This window comes from Kocuria rhizosphaericola (assembly GCF_044462205.1).
Taxonomy (GTDB): domain Bacteria; phylum Actinomycetota; class Actinomycetes; order Actinomycetales; family Micrococcaceae; genus Kocuria; species Kocuria rhizosphaericola.
The window spans coordinates 1-18,829 of sequence record NZ_JBISWK010000017.1 but is presented as its reverse complement, the minus strand read 5'-3'; the positions used below and the strand labels follow the sequence as shown (position 1 = coordinate 18,829).

Genomic DNA, 18,829 nt, shown 5'->3' with positions numbered 1-18,829 from the left:
CGGGCCTGCGCCGTTCCCGTCCCGGCGGTGCCGGGACGGGGATACTGCTCGGATCTAGAGCTGCTCGATGTCGATCGAGGTGACCACGCAGTCCTCGACCGGGCGGTCCATGCCGCCGGTTCGGACGTTGTTGAGCTCGTCGACGACCTTCCGGGACGCGTCGTCGGCCACCTCGCCGAAGATCGTGTGCTTGCCCTGCAACCAGGTGGTGGGGGCGGTGGTGATGAAGAACTGGGACCCGTTGGTGCCCTTGCCGTTGCGCTTGCCGGCGTTGGCCATCGCCAGGACGTAGGGCTCGTTGAAGTCGAGCTCCGGGTGGATCTCGTCGTCGAACTCGTAACCCGGTCCGCCGATGCCCTGGCCCAGAGGGTCCCCGCCCTGGATCATGAAGTCGCGGATGATGCGGTGGAAGACCACGTCCTTGTACAGGGGCCCGGTCTGCTTCTCGCCGGTGCGCGGGTCGCTCCACTCCTGGGTGCCGTCCGAGAGGCCGATGAAGTTCTTGACGGTCTTCGGGGCGTGGTTGCCGAACAGGTTCACGACGATGTCGCCGTGGTTCGTGTGGATGGTCGCCTTGGCGGTGGGAATGGCAGAAGTCATGCGCTCATTCTTGCACGGCCTCCGGAGGCCCTCCCCGGTGGGGTCACGGGGTTCAGCGCACAGTGAAAAGGCCCGGGATTGCGCGGCACACCCTCCTGCCACGACGGCTCTGCCCGTATGCTGACATTGGATTGTCACGACCCGAGGAGGGATGGATTCATGAGCTTCAAGAAGTCCAAGAGCGAGAAGAAGGCCGTCGCGGCGCAGAAGGCCGCGGAGAGCAGGGTCCTGGACGCCGGCAAGTGGGCGTCCAAGGAGATCGGTGATCTCGCGCCCCGGCTCCAGCACGGCGTCGAGGCTGGCGCCGCGGCTCTCGCCGGTGGTGTCGCGACCGCCGGCCCGAAGGTCCAGGAGGGTCTGGGCCGTGCCCACGACCTCTCCGGCTCCGCGAAGCTGAAGGCGGCCGCGGTGACCGCCCCGGTCGCGGCGAAGGCCGCCAAGACCGCCGGCCCCGTGGCCGCGAAGGCCGCCGACCGGGCCTCCGAGAGCCGCACCGCGATGCAGGCGAAGTACGCCGGTGCCGCGGCCCTGCTCGCGGGCAAGTTCGCCGACGCGGACACCCCGGAGCAGCTCGAGGCCATCGTCGCGAAGCTCACCGGCGACAAGAAGGCCGTGGCCAACGCGAAGAAGGCCGCCGCGAAGGTCGCCAAGGACTACGCCAAGCAGCAGAAGAAGGCCGAGAAGTCCCACAAGGGTCTGTTGCTGCTGGGCCTGCTCGCGGCCGGCGGTGTGGCCGGCGTGGCCGCGTGGAAGGCCTCGCGCCCCGTCGAGGACCCCTGGAAGACCCCCGCCGCCACGTCCCCGCGCGTGACCGCGTCCCCGGTGGCCCAGCAGTCCACCGTGGCCGCCGGCGACGGCGTGCAGGTCGACGACGTCAAGGACTCGACCACCCCGGCCGGCGAGTCCGGCGGTGTCTCGGGGGCCGCCTCCGAGGTCAAGGACAACGCCAAGTCCGTCGGCGACGACGCCAAGACCACGATCCACGAGGTCAAAGAGCAGATCCAGGGCAAGAAGGACGAGAACGAGGCCTGACCCCCGCCCGTTCGGGCAGAGGCCCCCGCTCCCGGGAGGGAGCGGNGCGGGGGCCTCTGCCGTTCCGCGGGTCCCGCCGCTCGGACCGGGGACCGGAGGATCACGTCCTGGAGCGTGTCCCGGGCCCGGTGAAGGCCGAGCACGGCGAACAGTACCGTGCACACGCCGAGCACCACGTTCGTGAGGGCGCCGGCGGGCCGGCGCTCGGCCGTGCGGTCAGCCCGAGGGAACCCGGACGGGGAACACAGACCTGGAGGACGGACGAGAAGATCCCGACCGAGCGGGTGCTCGATCGGGATCCGATGTGGTGGAGACGAGGGGACTCGAACCCCTAACCCTCTGCTTGCAAAGCAGATGCGCTACCAATTGCGCCACGTCCCCGCTGTGTCCCGGGCTACTCCACCTCGTCGGTGGCGTCCGCCCAGGCGGTCCGGTCGGCCGAGGCCTCCCGCAGCTTGGTGAGCACCGCGACGGATGCCCCGATCAGGGCGAGACCTGCAGCCACTTTCCTGTTCACGCCTGCCTCCTGAGCTGCGGAAAAGGGTAACCGTGGGCGTACCAGGAATTGAACCTGGGACCTCTTCGTTATCAGCGAAGCGCTCTAACCGTCTGAGCTATACGCCCTCTCCGGCCCTTGCGGACCGAGAAGAAACGATACCGGAGTTGCCGACCCGTGCCAAATCGTCCCGGCCGGGCCGCACTCCGGCGACCGTGCCGGATCAGTCGTCCGTGAGGGTGAGACCGATCCCGCCCACGAGGGCCGCCGCGATGTTGTACAGCAGCGCGGCGAGCACCGACAGGGCGGTCAGCAGGATGACGTTGACCACGGAGACGATGGTCGCGAAGATCGCGATCTGGCCCAGGGACAGGAAGTCCTTGATGTCCAGGGCCCCGCCCGCGCCGCCCAGCATCCCGAGCAGCTCGTTGATCCCGTCGAACAGGCCGGTGAGGTCCAGGACGATCCACAGCACCACCGCGGCGACCACGGTGATGATCCCCAGCGCGACCGACAGCAGGAATGCGAGCTTGAGCACCGACCAGGTGTCCACCTTCGAGACCACGAGCCGGGCCCGGCGCACCCGCGGACGCGGGGCCGGGCGGACCAGGGCCTTCGTGGAGCTTGCGGGCCGGGAGCTCTTGGCCGGACCGGAGCCGGACTTGGCGGGCCCGGACTTCTCGGGCCCGGAGCCGGACTTCGCCGGCTTCGGCGCGGTCCGTGCGCCCGTCGCGGGCTTCGCCGTCCCGGACGGTGCGCCGGTCCCCGTCCGGGGGTCGGACGCGAGGGGGGCGCGTCCGGACTTGCCGGCGGCGTTGGAGCCGGAACTCGAGCTCATGCGTTACCTCCGTTGTTGTTCGGGTCCAACGCTACTTCATCGTCCGTCGTGTCCCCGGAACCGGGGACGGACTCGAGCTCGTCGTCCTCCTCGGCGTCCAGGACGTCGGCCGTCTCCATCGTCTCGTCGAGCTGGACGTCGACCTCCGCCACGGCCTCGGCGTCGACCTCCTCGGCGATCTCCCGGTCCGCGTTGCGGGCAACGCCGGTGATCGCGTCACCCTGTGCGGGCTTCGCGAAGATCACACCCATCGTGTCGCGGCCCTTGGCCGGGACCTCGGAGGCGCCGGTGCGCACGACCTTGCCGGACTCCATGACCACGAGGACCTCGTCCTCCTCGCCCACGATGATCCCGCCGACCAGCCGGCCGCGCTGCTCCGCGAGCTTCGCCACCTTGATGCCGATGCCGCCGCGGCCCTGCACCCGGTACTCCTCCACCTTGGTGCGCTTGGCGTAGCCGCCCTCGGTGACCACGAAGACGTAGGCGTCGTCGGTGACCACGTTGGCGGAGAGCAGCTCGTCGCCGTCGCGGAACTTCATGCCGGTGACGCCCGAGGTCGCCCGTCCCATGGGGCGCAGCACCTCGTCGCTCGCGGTGAAGCGCAGGGACATCCCGTTGCGGGAGACCAGGAGCAGGTCGTCCTCCGCCGACGCCAGCTGGGCCGAGACGAGCTCGTCGTCGTCGCGCAGGTTGATCGCGATCACCCCGGCCGTGCGGTTGGTGTCGTAGTCCATCAGCCGGGACTTCTTGACGAGGCCCTTGCGGGTGGCGAGCACCAGGTACGGGGCGTCGCCGTAGGAGCGCAGCTCCATGACCTGCGCGATCCGCTCCCCCGGCTGGAAGGCCATCAGGTTCGCCACGTGCTGGCCCTTGGAGTCCCGGCCCGCCTCGAGCAGCTCGTACGCCTTGGTGCGGTAGACCCGGCCCAGGTTCGTGAAGAACAGGATCCAGTTGTGGGTGGTGGTGACGAAGAAGTGCTCGACGACGTCGTCCCCGCGCAGCTGCGCGCCCTTGACGCCCTTGCCGCCGCGCCGCTGGGACCGGTACTGGTCGGAGCGCGTGCGCTTGACGTATCCGCCGCGGGTGATGGTCACGACCATCTCCTCCTCGGGGATCAGGTCCTCCATCGACATGTCGCCGTCGTAGCCGTACATGATCTCGGACCGGCGGTCGTCGCCGTAGCGGCTCACGATCTCGTCGAGCTCGGAGGAGATGATGGCTCGCTGGCGCTCCTCCGAGGCGATGATCTCGGTGTACTCGGCGATGAGCCGCGCGAGCTCCGCGTGCCGGTCCTGGATCTTCTGCCGCTCGAGGGCCGCGAGCCGGCGCAGCTGCATGTTGAGGATGGCCTGCGCCTGGTCCTCGTCGATCTGCAGGAGCTCCATGAGCCCGGTGCGGGCGTCGTCGGCCGTCGGGGAGCGGCGGATGAGAGCGATGACCTCGTCGAGGGCGTCGAGCGCCTTGAGCAGACCCCGCAGGATGTGGGCCTCGGCCTCGGCCTGCCGCAGCCGGTACTGGGTGCGGCGGACGATGACGTCCATCTGGTGGGTGACCCAGTGCCGGATGAACGCGTCGAGGCTCAGGGTGCGGGGCACCCCGTCCACGAGCGCGAGCATGTTGGCGGAGAAGTTGTCCTGCAGCTGCGTGTGCTTGTAGAGGTTGTTGAGCACTACCTTGGCCACGGCGTCGCGCTTGAGCACGATCACCAGGCGCTGGCCGGTGCGCCCGGAGGTCTCGTCCCGGATGTCGGCGATGCCCGTGATCCGGCCGTCCTTGACGAGGTCGGCGATCTTCATCGCCAGGTTGTCCGGGTTCGCCTGGTAGGGCAGCTCGGTGACCACCAGGCAGGTGCGGTTGTGGATCTCCTCGACGCTGACCACGGCGCGCATGGCGATCGAGCCCCGCCCGGTGCGGTAGGCGTCCTCGATGCCCTTGTGGCCGAGGATCTGCGCGCCGGTCGGGAAGTCCGGGCCCTTGATCCGCTGCAGGAGCTCCTCGAGCAGCGCCTCGTTGGAGACCTCCGGGTGCTGGAGGTACCACTGCACGCCGTCCGCGACCTCGCGCAGGTTGTGCGGCGGGATGTTGGTGGCCATGCCCACGGCAATGCCGGAGGAGCCGTTGACCAGCAGGTTGGGGAACCGGGACGGCAGCACCGACGGCTCCTGGTTCTTGCCGTCGTAGTTGTCCTGGAAGTCGACGGTCTCCTCGTGGATGTCCCGGACCATTTCCATGGCGATGGGGGCCATCTTGGTCTCGGTGTACCGCGGCGCCGCCGCGCCGTCGTTGCCCGGGGAGCCGAAGTTGCCCTGGCCCAGGGCGAGCGGATAGCGCATCACCCAGCCCTGGATCAGCCGCACGAGGGCGTCGTAGATCGCCGAGTCGCCGTGCGGGTGGTACTGGCCCATGACCTCGCCCACCACGCGGGCGCACTTGTTGAAGGAGCGGTCCGGGCGGTAGCCGCCGTCGAACATCGCGTAGAGCACGCGGCGGTGCACCGGCTTGAGCCCGTCGCGGACGTCCGGCAGGGCGCGCCCCACGATGACGGCCATCGCGTAGTCGAGGTAGGACCGCTGCATCTCGGTCTGCAGGTCCACCTGCTCCACGCGGTCGGTCAGCACGGGGGTGTGCTCGAGGTCGCCGGCGAGCCCGGAGTCCTCCGGGGTCTGTCCGTCCTGGATCTCGTCACTCATGCGGTCTTTCCGTTCTGTCTGCTGGTCCTCGGTGTCCTGCGCAGGTCCCGTCCTCGGTCATTGCATGCCGAAGGGGACATGTGTCGCTGATCAGATGTCGAGGAACCGGATGTCCTTGGCGTTCTGCTGGATGAACTCGCGGCGGGACTCGACGTCCTCGCCCATGAGCACGGAGAAGATCTGGTCGGCGGCTGCCGCGTCCTCCATGGTCACCTGCAGCAGGGTGCGGTGGTCGGGGTCCATCGTGGTGTCCCACAGCTCGGTGTAGTCCATCTCGCCGAGGCCCTTGTAGCGCTGGATCCCGTTCTCCTTGGGGATGCGCTGGTTGTTGGCGAGCCCGCGCGCCAGCGCCTCGTCCCGCTCGGCGTCCGTGTAGACGTAGTCGTGCGGGGCGTTGGACCACTTGATCCGGTACAGCGGCGGCTGGGCCAGGTAGACGAAGCCGTGCTCGATGAGCGGGCGCATGAAGCGGAACAGCAGGGTCAGCAGCAGCGTGGTGATGTGCTGGCCGTCCACGTCGGCATCGGCCATCAGCACGATCTTGTGGTACCGGGCCTTGCCGATGTCGAAGTCGTCGCCGATGCCCGCGCCGAAGGCGGTGATCATCGACTGGACCTCGGCGTTGGACAGCGCCCGGTCCAGCCGCGCGCGCTCCACGTTGAGGATCTTGCCGCGCAGGGGCAGGATCGCCTGGTGCGCGGGATCGCGGCCCTGCACCGCCGAGCCGCCCGCGGAGTCGCCCTCCACGATGTAGATCTCGGACAGGGACGGGTCCTTGGACGAGCAGTCCTTGAGCTTGCCCGGCATCCCGCCGGACTCGAGCAGGCCCTTGCGGCGGGTGGTCTCGCGCGCCTTGCGGGCCGCGAGCCGGGCCTGCGAGGCGTTGATGGCCTTGCGGATGATCTCCCGAGCCGCGGCCGGGTTGCGCTCGAGCCAGTCGCCGAACCGGTTGTTCACCTCGCGCTGGACGAAGGTCTTCGCCTCGGAGTTGCCGAGCTTGGTCTTCGTCTGGCCCTCGAACTGGGGCTCGGCGAGCTTGATCGAGATGACGGCCGTGAGTCCCTCGCGGACGTCGTCGCCCGTGAGGTTCTCGTCCTTGTCCCGGAGCAGCTTGTTCTCCCGGGCGTAGCGGTTCACGAGGGAGGTCATGGCCGAGCGGAAGCCCTCCTCGTGGGTGCCGCCCTCGTGGGTGTTGATCGTGTTCGCGTACGTGTGCACCGACTCGGTGTACGCCGTGGTCCACTGCATGGCGAGCTCGAGGGACATCTTCCGCTCCGTGTCCTCGGACTCGAGCGCGATGACGTCGTCGTGGACGAGGTCGGCCTTCTTGGACGTGTTCAGGAACGTCACGTAGTCGAGCAGGCCGTGGTCGTACTTGTAGACGACCCGGCGGTGGCCGGAGCCGTCCTGGTCCTCGTGGTTGAGCCGGGCGACGTCGGTGCCGCCGTCGCGGCCCTCGACCGGCTCGGCCTCCGCGTGGAAGGCGGTGCGGTCCGAGGCGGAGCCGGCGATCTCCTCGCCGGACTCCTCCGGGGCCCGCTCGTCCGTCAGGGTGATCCGCAGTCCCTTGTTGAGGAACGCCATCTGCTGGAAGCGGGCCCGCAGCGTCTCGAAGTCGAAGTCGACGGTCTCGAAGATGCCGGGGTCCGGGTAGAAGACCTGGGTGGTGCCGGTCTCCGACGTCTCCCCGCCCTGGACCAGCTCGCCCTGGGGCATGCCGCCGTCGGCGAAGACCATCCGCCAGACGGAGCCCTGGCGCCGCACCTCGGTCTCGACGCGCCGGGACAGCGCGTTGACCACGGAGATGCCCACGCCGTGCAGCCCGCCGGAGACGGCGTAGCCCCCGCCGCCGAACTTGCCGCCCGCGTGCAGGATCGTCATGACGACCTCGACGGTGGGCCGGCCCTCGGTCGGGTGGATGTCCACGGGGATGCCGCGGCCGTTGTCCACGACCTTGACGCCGCCGTCGGCCTGGAGGGTGATCTCGATGTGGTCGCAGTAGCCGGCCAGGGCCTCGTCGACCGAGTTGTCGACCACCTCGTACACGAGGTGGTGCAGCCCCCGAGGGCCGGTCGAGCCGATGTACATGCCGGGTCGCTTCCGGACGGCCTCGAGACCTTCCAGGACGGTGATGTCACCGGCACCGTACTCGCGCTTCTGCGGATCCTCTGTTGCCACGGGTTCCTGGCTCCTCCTGTTGGGCACACCGGTCCCGCTCCGGACGGCACAGGAGAACGCCGATGAGACGTTCGGCGGCTCATCGGCTCGTGCAGGGTCGGAACGGGTCGACGTCTCCGGGTGCCCGCGCCGCGGGCGGGGTTCCGCGATCGGCCGTGGGGGCCCGGTCCGTCGATTGCTGTCTGGAACCGATTCTATCGGAAAACCGTGGGCCCGGGGTGCTCGCAGGTCCCTCTGAGCGGCCTGGAAAGGGCCTCAGGACCACTTTTCCTCCGCTCCGCCACCCCCAGGACGCTCCCGGGGGGCCGCAGCGCGCCACGAGGCCGCTCAGCGGTCCGGGCCGTCCGCCTCATCCGTAGGTGTCGCGGGGCCCGCGGCCCTGCACGGAGCGGCGGCCGCGCTTCCAGCTCGGGGCGGTGGGGCCGAGGATCTCGATCCGGGTGACGATGCCCTCCCCCAGGTGCTCGTCGAACATGCGCAGCAGCTGCGGGACCATGAGCCGGAGGTTCGCGGCGTAGGCGGTCGAGTCGCACCGGACCCGCACCACGGTCTCGTCGAAGCTCTCCGGCCGGCAGTGCCCGGCGATGCCCGGGCCCACGAGGTCGTCCCAGCGGGAGAGCACCGAGCCCACGGCGACCGGCGCCTTCCAGCCGCGGCCGGACACGAGCCCGTCCAGCACCGCGCCCACGCCCCGGGGGTCGCGGGCGGAGCGCCCCGCCCCCGAGTACCCGCCGAGCGCCCGCGGGTCCACGTCGTTGCCCCGGCGTCCGAGGCGCTCGGCGGGCGACGCGGTGGCCGACTCCATCGCGGCGCCGAAGCCCTTGAGGTTGCGCCGGGCCGCCGCCCCGTAGAGCCGGCCGTCGCCGCGGGCCTCCGCGGCGTGGCGCATCCGCGTGAGCAGCGCCGCCGGCGCGTCGATCTCGTCCTCGATCCGCACGACGTTCGCCTCGGGGACCGGTGGGTCCACGGGCTCGTCGGGACCGGGACGACGGTCCCCCCGCTCGCGCCGGGTCACGACGACGACGCCTCCTCCGGCTCCGCTCCGCCGCCGGCGCGCACCGGCTCGTCGTCCCGGACGGCCGTGCCCGGCCCCACCCGCACGATGTCGTGCGGGCCGGCGACGAGCTCGGCCGGCAGGTCCTCCTCGACCGCGGCCGTCACGAGCACCTGTTCCGCGGAGGCCACGATCGCGGCGAGGCGGCTGCGACGGCGGGCGTCGAGCTCCGCGAACACGTCGTCCAGGACGAGGATGGGTGCCGCGCCCTCCGTGGGGTCGTCCGCGAGGTGCACGTACCAGGAGCCGAGCCGGAGCGCGAGGGCGTAGGACCAGGTCTCGCCGTGCGAGGCGTAGCCCCGGGCCGGGGCCTCGCCGAGCACCAGCTCGAGCTCGTCACGGTGCGGGCCCACGAGGGTCAGCCCCCGCTCGAGCTCCCGCTGCTCCGAGACCGCGCACGCGTCGAGGATCAGCTGGTGGAGGTCCGCCGGGGTGAACCCCCGCAGCCGCTCGACGTCCCCGGCCGCGCTCTCGGGGAGCACCGAGGACACGTAGCGCAGGGTCGTCTCCTTGCTCCCGTCCGTGAGCTGGCCGTAGGCGGTCGCGACCTGGGGCGCCAGCGCGTCGACGAGCTGCAGCCGCGCGTGCAGGATGCCGGCTCCGGCGCGGGCGAACTGGTCGTTCCAGGCGGCCAGCGTCGACCGGTGGGTGTCCGTGAACCGGCCGCTCCGGCGGGCCGACTTCAGCAGCGCGTTGCGCTGCTTGAGCACCTTCTCGTAGTCGGCCAGGGTGCCGGCGAGGACCGGGCGCATGGACTTCGCGAGGTCGTCGAGGAAGCGCCTGCGGTGGGAGGGGTCGCCCTTCACGAGGGCCAGATCCTCCGGCGAGAACAGCACGGTCCGCACGATGCCGAGCGCGTCACGGGCCCGCACCGGGGAGGCGCGGTTGATGCGCACCCGGTTGGCCCGGCCGTCGTTGAGCTCGAGCTCCAGGACGGTCTGCTGCCCACCGCGGCGCACCCGGACGCGGACGATCGCGCGCTCGGCGCCGAAGCGGATCAGCGGCCCGTCGGAAGACACCCGGTGGGAGGAGAGGCCGGCCGTGTAGTCCAGGGCCTCGACGATGTTCGTCTTGCCCACGCCGTTCGGCCCCAGGAACACGGTGGTCCCGGGTGCGAGACGTATGTCCAGATGGGCATACGTCCGGTAGTCGAGCAGCGAGAGGTGGTCGACGAACACGCCGGGATCAGCAGCTTCCGGTTCCGGGCCGGCCGGTCACTGGCTGGGGAGCCGCACCGGCATCAGCAGGTACTTGTAGTCGTCCTTGTCCTCGCCCTCGGGCTCGGCCTGGGCGGAGAGCACGGCCGGCTTGGGCGGGGCGGTGAAGGAGAACCGGACGTAGTCGGAGGCGAAGGCGTGCAGGCCCTCGGACAGGTACGTCGGGTTGAAGGCCACGGTGATGTCGTCGCCCGTGAGGTGGGCGTCGAGGACCTCCGAGGCCTGGGCGTCCTCGCCGGTCCCGGCGTCCAGCGCCACCTGGCCCTGGGTGAAGGCCAGGCGCACGGGGGTGTTGCGCTCGGCCACGAGCGAGACGCGCCGGACGGCCTCGACGAGCTCCGTGGTCCGCACCGCCGCGGTGATCGGGGTGTGCTCCGGGAACAGCGACCGGATCTTGGGGTACTCGCCGTCGATGAGCAGGCTCGTGGTCCGGCGGCCACCGGACTCGAAGCCGACGAGCTCTGCGGAGTCGGACAGCGCGATGTTGATGTCGCCGGCAGGGCCGAGGGTCTTGGCGATGTCGTTGAGGGTGCGGGCCTTGATCAGGGCGGCCGTCGAGATGTCCTGGGCGCTGGGCCGCCAGGTCAGCTCGCGCATCGCGAGCCGGTACCGGTCCGTGGCGAGCAGCGTCATCTTCTCGCCCTCGATCTCCACCCGGACACCGGTGAGGATCGGCAGGGTGTCGTCCTTGCTCGCGGCGATGTTGACCTGGGCCACGGCGTGGGCGAACTCGTCGCCGGCCACCACGCCGGAGACGTCCGGCAGGGCGGGGAGCTCGGGGTAGTCGCCGACGGGCATGGCCGCGAGGTTGAAGCGCGAGGACCGGCAGGTCAGCGTCACCTTGCCCTCGTCGGCGTGCACCTCGACCGGGGCGGAGGGCAGCGAGCGGCAGATGTCCGCGAGCAGACGGCCGGAGACCAGTGTGGTGCCCTCCTCCTGGACGTCGGCGCTGATCGACAGCCGCGCCGAGATCTCGTAGTCGAAGCTCGCGATGGAGAGCGAACCGCCCTCCGCACGGATGAGCAGACCGGACAGCACGGGGACCGGGGGCCGAGGAGAGAGGGACCGTGCGGTCCAGGTGACGGCCTCGGCGAGAACATCGCGTTCGACGGAGAACTTCACGAGAGGTTGCTGCCTTTCAGTCTGAGCAAGGACGGCGGAGCCACGGTCCTGACAGGACCCGGTGCCTGCTGCGCCGCGAGGTGCAGCGGTGCGGACGGGGTCTTCGCCCTCTGCATCGTATCGGTCCGTTTCACGGGACGGCGATTCGGCCGCCCCGTGGCGGCCTTCTTGTGGTTCGGGCGTCCGGAACGTCCCGGACGGGGTCGGGGCTCCAGGATTCTTGTTGTTTGGCCAGATCTCTCTTTAAGGACGGGAGTGTTAATAACCCTTGTGGAATCTGTGGATAACTGCCTCTCGGCCAGGCTCCGGGCGGTTCGGGCCTGTTGAGTTCCTGTGGTTCGCGGTCCACCGAAACGCCCGGGGCCAGTGGACGAGATCCGCGTGGTTCCGCGGGTTCCACAGCCCTCCCCCGAGTTGTACCGAGGTTGTCCACCGGTCGGACCGCGAATTCCACAATTTTATCCACAGGTGTGGGTTCTGTCCTGTGCACAGGCGCTCCACAGGGGTGGATTCCCTGTGCACAGGAGTGCCGCCGGGCCCGGGATCCCGCGGGCGGGGACTGTGGACGAACTACACGAAAAGGGCCCGGCGGTGGTCCGCCGGGCCCTCCAGGGGTCGATCCGTTCGGGCTCAGCCCTCGCGCTGCTGCTGCTTAATCCGGTTGGTGAGCTCGGTGACCTGGTTGAAGATCTGCCGCCGCTCGGCCATCAGGGTCCGGATCTTGCGGTCCGCGTGCATCACCGTGGTGTGGTCGCGCCCGCCGAGCTCCTGGCCGATCTTCGGCAGGGACATGTCGGTGAGCTCGCGCAGCAGGTACATGGCGATCTGCCGTGCGGTGACCAGGGTGCGGGTGCGGGACTTGCTCTTGAGCTCCTCGAGGGTGATGTCGAAGTAGACCGCGGTCTGGGCCAGGATCGAGGCGGCGGTGATCTCCTGCGCGCCGTCGTCGGTGATGAGGTCCTTGAGCACCAGCTCGGCCAGGGGCAGGTCCACGGCCTGCTTGTTCAGCGAGGCGAACGCGGTGACGCGGATCAGGGCGCCCTCGAGCTCGCGGATGTTGGTGGAGATGTGGGAGGCGATGTACTCGAGCACGTCGTCCGGGGCGTCCATGCCCTCGCTGGTGGCCTTCTTGCGCAGGATCGCGATGCGGGTCTCGAGCTCCGGGGGCTGGACGTCGGTGATCAGGCCCCACTCGAACCGGGAGCGCATGCGCTCGGCGAAGCCGGTGAGCTGCTTGGGCGGCATGTCGGAGGTGATCACGATCTGCTTCTCGTGGTTGTGCAGCGCGTTGAAGGTGTGGAAGAACTCCTCCTGCGTGTGCTCCTTGCCCGCGAGGAACTGGATGTCGTCGATCAGCAGCATGTCCACGTTGCGGTAGATCTCCTTGAAGGAGGAGCCCTCGTCGTCGCGGATCGAGTTGATGAAGTCGTTGGTGAACTCCTCCGAGTTCACGTAGCGCACCCGCACCTGGGGGTAGAGGCGCTTGGCGTAGTGGCCGATCGCGTGGAGCAGGTGCGTCTTGCCGAGGCCGGACTCCCCGTAGATGAAGAGGGGGTTGTAGGCCTTGGCCGGCGTCTCGGCCACCGCGAACGCCGCGGCGTGGGCGAACCGGTTGGACTGGCCGATCACGAACGAGTCGAAGACGTACTTGGGGTTCAGCCGTGCCGAGCTGTCCCACTCCCCCACCACGGCAGGAGCGGTTCCGGTGTCCTGGACGGGACGCCGGGGCGGGGCGGCCCGGGGGTCCCGTGGCGGCGGCAGGGTCCGGTCGGAGGTGCCCAGGGCGGAGCGGGGCGCCGGCTCCGGGGCCATGAGGCCCACGGGCTGCCGGTCGAGCCCGCTCGTCCGCCGGTCGACCTCCACCGCGTCGGCGGTGTCGGCGTGGTCGACGCGCGCCGGCAGGTCGGTGCGGTTGCGCTCCGCCTCGAGCTCGCTGATCGAGGGCAGGGCCGCGGTGGGCGTCGAGGCCCCGGCCTCCGGTGCGGGAGCGGTCTCGAGGTCGGCGTCCACCACGAACGCCACGAGCGTCTCGGGACTGAAGGCGCGGCCCACGGAGGACCGGAGCACGGACGCCATCTGGTTCTGGAAGAACTCGCGGGTGAGCTCGTTGGGGACCGCGACGAGCAGCGTGGTGCCGATGAGCCCCTGGGGCTGGGCCAGCGAGATGAAGCCCCGGTAGCGCCCCGTGGTGATGGGGTCCTCGTACATGTACTGCACGCATTCCGCCCACTGCGCACTGAGCGCCTGATTGTCCTGCGTGCCCACGCGTACTCCTGCTGTCGTCGAGATGTCGTCGGGATGACGAGGCGGTGGACAGGTCGTCCCGGCCCCTCGGCGGGGATCTTGTCCACAGCGTTGTTCACAACGGTGGAAAAGCTGTCGGGGGCCAGCCGCGAGTGCCAGCCTAGAACATGCGTCAGACCAGTTCATAGCCGTTTTCCGGGCGCTCCGGGAACTACAGGCGTGTAGTTCCGCCCCTGATCCGCGCGGTTCCGCGGTTGCGGCCGGACCAGTTTTCCACAGGATGTGATGAAGATCCGTGCACAGCTGTGGGTAGGATGTGAACTGCACAGCGGCGCCGGGCCTCCCGGCGCCGGCTCCGGCACCCGATCAGCACCCGATACAGCTCGTCCCCGGCCGCCCCGGTCCTTCCACGGTGGCGTCGGGGCCTGCGGCCACCCGTCGCCGATTTGACCGACCCCTGCCCGTTGTCTAGGGTGAAACAGTCTTTTGTGTCCACCGTCATGCCCATCCGCATGCTCGGACGCATCCACCAGCACCGCTGTGACCGTCCCCCTCGTCCGCGCCGAATCCGGTGCGGAGGAGCACGAGGACGGACGCACACCCTGACGCCTTTGGAGTAACCAGTGAGCAAGCGGACTTTTCAGCCGAATAACCGCCGTCGCGCCAAGAAGCACGGCTTCCGTGCCCGGATGCGCACCCGCGCCGGCCGCGCCATCCTCGCCGCCCGCCGCAGCAAGGGCCGCACCGAGCTCTCCGCCTGAGCCGGCCCGTGTCGGCGCCGGCGCTCCCGACGACCGCCCCGCGACGGGCGGTCGTCGCCGTGCCGGAGCCGCCTGAGCCACCGGTCGCGCAGGAGCGGGACCGTGCTGCCTGAACAGCACCGGATCCGGACCTCGGGCCAGTTCTCGGCCACCACGCGTTCCGGCGCCCGCAACGGGCGCCGGAACGTCGTCGTCTATGTGCGTCCCACCGGCGAGGACCTGCCGGCCCGTGTCGGCTTCGTCGTCTCGAAGGCCGTGGGCAACGCCGTGCGCCGCAACAAGGTGAAGCGACGCCTCCGGGAGCTCGCCCAGACCACGGTCAGGGAGGCCCCGTACGGTTACGACGTCGTGGTGCGCGCGCTGCCGCCGGCCTCCCGCGCGGACTGGGCGGAGCTGGCCGACGACTACGCGAAGGCGTGGCGGACGGCGTCCGCGCGGGCCGGGGTTCCCGGGGCCGCCGGGACGACGACCACCGCAGGAGACCGACGACCCGCACGGGAGGAGCCGGAGTCATGAGCGAGCACGCTCACGCGCCCGAGGACCTCCTCGCGGCGGCTCCCCACGAGTTCGTCCGCCCGGCGTCGGCGTGGCAGGTCCTGTGGTTCCTCCCGCAGAACGCGCTCATCGCGGGTCTCAAGCTCTACCGGACCATCGTCTCCCCCCTGTACGGCGACGTCTGCCGGTACTTCCCCTCCTGCTCGGCCTACGCGCTCGAGTCCGTCACGGTGCACGGCGCCGTGCGCGGCCTGGGCCTCAGTGTCCGCAGGCTCCTCCGCTGCCACCCCTGGGCGGCGGGTGGGATCGACAGGGTCCCGGACGGCGGTCGGGTCTTCCCCGACTTCGCGTCCCTTCCCCGGATCGTCCTGCTGAACCATCCCACCCTTGCCGAGCGCCACCAGCACCACCCCGCCGGGGGCACCGGCCCCGCGGCCCAAGGAGAGCCTTCCCCATGAACCTGTTCGAAATGATCCTCTTCCCCTTCAGGTGGGTCGTCTCCGCCGTGCTGTGGGTGTTCCACGAGATGCTCACGGCCATCGGCATGGATCCCGCCGCGGGCATCACCTGGGTGCTGTGCATCGTGGGCCTGACCCTGGTCATGCGCACGCTGACCATCCCGCTGTTCCTCAAGCAGATCAAGTCCATGCGCGGCATGCAGGAGCTGCAGCCGGAGATGGCGAAGCTCCAGGCCAAGTACAAGGGCAAGAAGGACCAGCTGTCCCGGCAGGCCATGGCCCAGGAGCAGATGGAGCTGTACAAGAGCCACGGCTCCAACCCGTTCTCCGCCTGCCTGCCCATCCTGGTCCAGATGCCGATCTTCTTCGGACTGTTCCAGGTGCTCAACGGCGTGCCCGGCTCCGCCGCGGCGGGCGAGGGCGTGCACGTCCTGGACGCGGCCACCGTGGAGTCCTTCAACGAGGCGACCTTCTTCGGCGCCCCGCTGTTCTCCACGCTGCTCAACCCGGGCGACGGCAACCACGTGGCCACGATCCTCCTGGCGATCGTGATGATCATCGCGATGTCCGCCTCGCAGTTCTTCACGCAGAAGCAGCTGACGGCCAAGAACATGAGCGAGACCGCCAAGGCCTCCCCCATGTACCGCCAGCAGCAGATGATGCTGTACCTGTTCCCCCTGGTCTTCGCGATCGGCGGCATCAACTTCCCCATCGGCGTCCTCATCTACTGGACCGTCTCCAACCTCTGGTCCATGGGCCAGCAGTGGTGGGTCATCCGCAACAACCCCACCCCCGGTTCGCAGGCCGAGCAGGAGCTCAACGAGCGCCGCGCCGCGAAGGGGCTCCCCCCGCTCGGCAAGACCCAGGAGGAGCACGAGGCCGAGGTCGAGGAGCAGCGCGCCCGCGCCGCCGCCGGGCAGCGTCAGCAGCCGGTCGGCAAGAAGCGCCAGAAGCAGCAGGCGAAGCGGAAACAGGCACGATGACCCCGGCCGGTCGATCCGGCTCGACCCCCTCCCCGTACGGGGCCGACACGCCCGGCCCCGTGCTTCCACGGCCCCAGGAGACGACATGACCGACACCCGGCAGACCACCCAGGACGCCGACGGCGTGCAGCCCCCCACGCCGGGCGGCGACGCCGAGCAGGGCGTGCGGACGGAGACTCCTGTCCCGCAGGCGCCCGAGGCCCCGAGTGCGGACCGACCGGAGGCCGAGCAGGAGCCCGCCGGCCCCGGCGAGGACGGCACCGCGACGGACCCGCTCGAGGAGGAGGGCGAGATCGCGGCCGACTACCTCGAGGAGCTTCTGGACACGGCGGACCTCGACGGCGACATCGACATCGAGGTCCGCGACGGCCGCACGTACCTGTCGGTCGTGGCCGACGGGGACGACGACGAGGCCCTCTCGGTGCTGGTCGGTGCGGACGGGGAGGTCCTCGAGGCCCTCCAGGAGCTCCTGCGGCTCTCCGTCCTCGCCGCCACCGACCGCCGCTCCCGCCTGGTCCTGGACATCGGCGGCTACCGCCGCCGCCGGGCGGGCGAGCTCCAGGAGCTGGCGCTCTCGGCCGTGCGCGAGGCCCGGGAGACCGGGGAGCGCGTGCACCTCGACCCCCTGTCCGCCTACGAGCGCAAGATCGTGCACGACGTGGTCGCCGAGCAGGGTCTCGTCAGCGAGTCCGAGGGCGAAGGGGCGGCACGGCACATCGTCGTGTCCGTTCCGCAGGGCTGATGTCCGAGGAGCAGCGCCCCTCCCCCGCCCCGCAGGACCCCCCGGTCCCGGACGACCGGGAGCGGCGCGCCGCCGAGCGGCTGTTCGGCGAGCGGCTGCCCCTGGCGGAGCGGTACGTGGCGCACCTGGCGTCCTCGGGCATCGTCCGGGGGCTCATCGGTCCCCGTGAGGTCCCCCGGCTCTGGAGCCGCCACGTGCTCAACTGTGCCGTGGTGGAGGAGCACATCGCCCCGGACGCCCGCGTGGCGGACGTCGGTTCGGGCGCGGGTCTGCCCGGACTGTGCCTCGCCCTGGCCCGCCCCGACCTGCGGATCACGCTCATCGAGCCGCTGGAGCGGCGCGTGCAGTGGCTCGACGAGGTCGTGGCCGACCTCGGGCTTGCGAACGTGCGGGTGCTGCGCGCCCGGGCGGAGCAGGCCAAGGACGAGGTCGGCGAGGTGGACGTGGTCACCGCCCGGGCGGTCTCGGCCCTGGTGGGGCTCGTGGACATCACCCTGCCACTGCTCCGGGGCACCGGTGAGCTGCTCGCCCTGAAGGGACGGTCGGCGGCCGACGAGGTGCGCAGGGCGCAGAAGAAGCTGGACCGTCTGGGCGCCCGCGACACGGAGATCGTCACGGCCGGAGAGGGCCTGCTCGAGGAACCGACCACGGTGGTCCGGGTCCGGCTCTGAGCACGCGCCGCCGGCCGCGTCCGGCGGCGACGGTAGGCTGGGAGGAGTGTGCCACGGGCGGTGCGCCGAGCTCGGCCCCGGGCCGACGGCGATCCGACCTGCGGCGCGGCCCCAGGCACCCCTCCCCCACGGGAGGCGTGCTCCGACGGAACGAGTTCGAGACGAACCGGGAAGGTGCGCAGTCAGATGCCGATCGACGACGGCGCGGGAAGTCCGAGAGGCTTCGACGCCGAGTTTCCCCCCGATCCGCTTGATCAATCGATCAAGGTTGTTCCTGACCGGGGTACTCGTGTTTCACGTGAAACGGACGGACAGCTGCCCAAGATGACCACAACGATGGCGGAGGACACGCCGCTGGGGAGGAAGCTCGTGGAGGAGACCAGGCGACGCGCCAGGCTGAAGAAGGTCCAGCTGGAGAAGCCCGCCGCAACGCGGATCTTCACGATCAGCAACCAGAAGGGCGGCGTGGGCAAGACGAGCACGTCGGTGAACCTGGCCGTGGCCCTCGCCCGGCAGGGCCAGAACGTGCTCGTGATCGACAACGACCCCCAGGGCAACGCGTCGACGGCTCTCGGCGTGGAGCACAGCTCCGAGGTCGACAGCACCTACGACGTGCTGATCGACGAGATGCCCATCGCCGAGGTCGTCAAGCCGTCCGCGGAGGCGGAGAACCTGTGGGTCGTCCCGGCCACCATCGACCTGGCCGGCGCGGAGATCGAGCTCGTCTCCATGGTCGCGCGGGAGCACCGGCTCCGGCGGGCACTGGAGGCCTACGCACGCCAGCGGGAGGCGGACGGGCTGCCGCGCCTGGACTACGTCTTCATCGACTGCCCGCCGAGTCTCGGACTGCTGACCCTCAACGCGTTCGTGGCGGCCACCGAGGTGCTGATCCCCATCCAGTGCGAGTACTACGCGCTCGAGGGGCTCAGCCAGCTGCTCAAGAACATCGAGATGATCCAGAAGCACCTGAATCCGGACCTGTCGGTCTCGACCATCCTGCTCACGATGTACGACGGCCGCACCAACCTCGCGTCCCAGGTGGCCGAGGAGGTGCGCAACCACTTCCCTTCGGAGGTCCTGGAGACCATGATCCCGCGCTCGGTGCGGATCTCGGAGGCACCGAGCTACCAGCAGAGCGTCATCAACTACGACCCGAGTTCCACGGGAGCGCTGTCCTACCTGGAAGCGGCGGCCGAGATCGCCCTGCGCTCCGAGCACTGAGGAACAGCTCGGTCACTCCCCCGTCCG

17 protein-coding genes and 2 tRNA genes are annotated in these 18,829 nt (G+C 70.2%); 8 read left to right on the top strand and 11 right to left on the bottom strand.

The window, feature by feature from the left end:
- Positions 1 to 54: 54 nt before the first annotated feature.
- Positions 55 to 600: a peptidylprolyl isomerase gene (locus ACH9D2_RS01580; protein ID WP_396361001.1), complete on the bottom strand. Its 546-nt coding sequence runs from the start codon at positions 598 to 600 to the stop codon at positions 55 to 57.
- 159 nt (positions 601 to 759) lie between these two features.
- Here ACH9D2_RS01580 and ACH9D2_RS01575 point away from each other — a divergent pair, with 159 nt between their 5' ends.
- Complete coding sequence (locus tag ACH9D2_RS01575; protein WP_396361000.1) at positions 760 to 1,632, top strand: hypothetical protein; 873 nt, start codon at positions 760 to 762, stop codon at positions 1,630 to 1,632.
- 305 nt (positions 1,633 to 1,937) lie between these two features.
- On the opposite strand, the gene ACH9D2_RS01570 is transcribed toward ACH9D2_RS01575, so the two are convergent.
- The 10 genes from ACH9D2_RS01570 to dnaA form a co-directional block, all read right to left on the bottom strand.
- A tRNA-Ala gene (locus ACH9D2_RS01570) sits at positions 1,938 to 2,013 on the bottom strand.
- A gap of 13 nt (positions 2,014 to 2,026) precedes the next feature.
- A complete protein-coding gene (locus ACH9D2_RS01565) occupies positions 2,027 to 2,149 on the bottom strand; it encodes a hypothetical protein (RefSeq protein ID WP_396360999.1) in 123 nt (40 codons plus the stop codon).
- A 33-nt stretch (positions 2,150 to 2,182) separates the two neighbouring features.
- Positions 2,183 to 2,256 (bottom strand) — tRNA-Ile (locus tag ACH9D2_RS01560).
- 95 nt (positions 2,257 to 2,351) lie between these two features.
- Complete coding sequence (locus ACH9D2_RS01555) at positions 2,352 to 2,966, bottom strand: DUF3566 domain-containing protein (protein WP_396360998.1); 615 nt, start codon at positions 2,964 to 2,966, stop codon at positions 2,352 to 2,354.
- Complete coding sequence (gene gyrA / locus ACH9D2_RS01550) at positions 2,963 to 5,656, bottom strand: DNA gyrase subunit A (RefSeq protein WP_396360997.1); 2,694 nt, start codon at positions 5,654 to 5,656, stop codon at positions 2,963 to 2,965. Before gyrA ends, ACH9D2_RS01555 begins: the two co-directional genes overlap by 4 nt.
- 90 nt (positions 5,657 to 5,746) lie before the next feature.
- The gene (gene gyrB, locus ACH9D2_RS01545) at positions 5,747 to 7,834 is read right to left on the bottom strand and encodes a DNA topoisomerase (ATP-hydrolyzing) subunit B (RefSeq protein ID WP_396360996.1); all 2,088 of its coding nucleotides are present in this window, start codon (positions 7,832 to 7,834) and stop codon (positions 5,747 to 5,749) included.
- Between the two features lie 349 nt (positions 7,835 to 8,183).
- Entirely contained in the window at positions 8,184 to 8,849 is a 666-nt protein-coding gene (locus ACH9D2_RS01540) for a DUF721 domain-containing protein (RefSeq protein WP_396360995.1), read from the bottom strand.
- Positions 8,846 to 10,066 carry a DNA replication/repair protein RecF gene (gene recF, locus ACH9D2_RS01535; RefSeq protein ID WP_396360994.1) on the bottom strand — a complete coding sequence of 407 codons (1,221 nt, stop codon included), beginning with the start codon at positions 10,064 to 10,066 and terminating at the stop codon, positions 8,846 to 8,848. Before recF ends, ACH9D2_RS01540 begins: the two co-directional genes overlap by 4 nt.
- Positions 10,067 to 10,102: 36 nt before the next feature.
- On the bottom strand, positions 10,103 to 11,227 hold the full coding sequence (dnaN, locus tag ACH9D2_RS01530; RefSeq protein ID WP_396360993.1) for a DNA polymerase III subunit beta: 1,125 nt from the start codon (positions 11,225 to 11,227) through the stop codon (positions 10,103 to 10,105).
- Between the two features lie 630 nt (positions 11,228 to 11,857).
- Complete coding sequence (dnaA, locus tag ACH9D2_RS01525; RefSeq protein WP_396361002.1) at positions 11,858 to 13,435, bottom strand: chromosomal replication initiator protein DnaA; 1,578 nt, start codon at positions 13,433 to 13,435, stop codon at positions 11,858 to 11,860.
- 659 nt (positions 13,436 to 14,094) lie between these two features.
- On the opposite strand from dnaA, the gene rpmH reads away from it, so the two are divergent.
- The 7 genes from rpmH to ACH9D2_RS01490 all read left to right on the top strand — a co-directional run bounded on the left by rpmH (position 14,095) and on the right by ACH9D2_RS01490 (position 18,802).
- Positions 14,095 to 14,232, top strand: a complete 138-nt coding sequence (gene rpmH, locus ACH9D2_RS01520) for a 50S ribosomal protein L34 (RefSeq protein WP_019181680.1) — start codon at positions 14,095 to 14,097, stop codon at positions 14,230 to 14,232.
- Between the two features lie 102 nt (positions 14,233 to 14,334).
- On the top strand, positions 14,335 to 14,748 hold the full coding sequence (gene rnpA / locus ACH9D2_RS01515; protein ID WP_396360992.1) for a ribonuclease P protein component: 414 nt from the start codon (positions 14,335 to 14,337) through the stop codon (positions 14,746 to 14,748).
- Positions 14,745 to 15,185 (top strand): membrane protein insertion efficiency factor YidD, encoded by a 441-nt coding sequence (gene yidD, locus ACH9D2_RS01510; protein WP_133409627.1) that lies wholly within the window; start codon positions 14,745 to 14,747, stop codon positions 15,183 to 15,185. The genes rnpA and yidD overlap by 4 nt, the downstream gene beginning before the upstream one ends.
- A complete protein-coding gene (gene yidC, locus ACH9D2_RS01505) occupies positions 15,182 to 16,168 on the top strand; it encodes a membrane protein insertase YidC (protein WP_396360991.1) in 987 nt (328 codons plus the stop codon). The genes yidD and yidC overlap by 4 nt, the downstream gene beginning before the upstream one ends.
- A gap of 85 nt (positions 16,169 to 16,253) precedes the next feature.
- On the top strand, positions 16,254 to 16,910 hold the full coding sequence (locus tag ACH9D2_RS01500) for a R3H domain-containing nucleic acid-binding protein (protein ID WP_396360990.1): 657 nt from the start codon (positions 16,254 to 16,256) through the stop codon (positions 16,908 to 16,910).
- Complete coding sequence (rsmG, locus tag ACH9D2_RS01495; RefSeq protein WP_396360989.1) at positions 16,910 to 17,581, top strand: 16S rRNA (guanine(527)-N(7))-methyltransferase RsmG; 672 nt, start codon at positions 16,910 to 16,912, stop codon at positions 17,579 to 17,581. Before ACH9D2_RS01500 ends, rsmG begins: the two co-directional genes overlap by 1 nt.
- 324 nt (positions 17,582 to 17,905) lie before the next feature.
- Positions 17,906 to 18,802, top strand: a complete 897-nt coding sequence (locus ACH9D2_RS01490; RefSeq protein ID WP_396360988.1) for a ParA family protein — start codon at positions 17,906 to 17,908, stop codon at positions 18,800 to 18,802.
- Positions 18,803 to 18,829 lie beyond the last annotated feature (27 nt).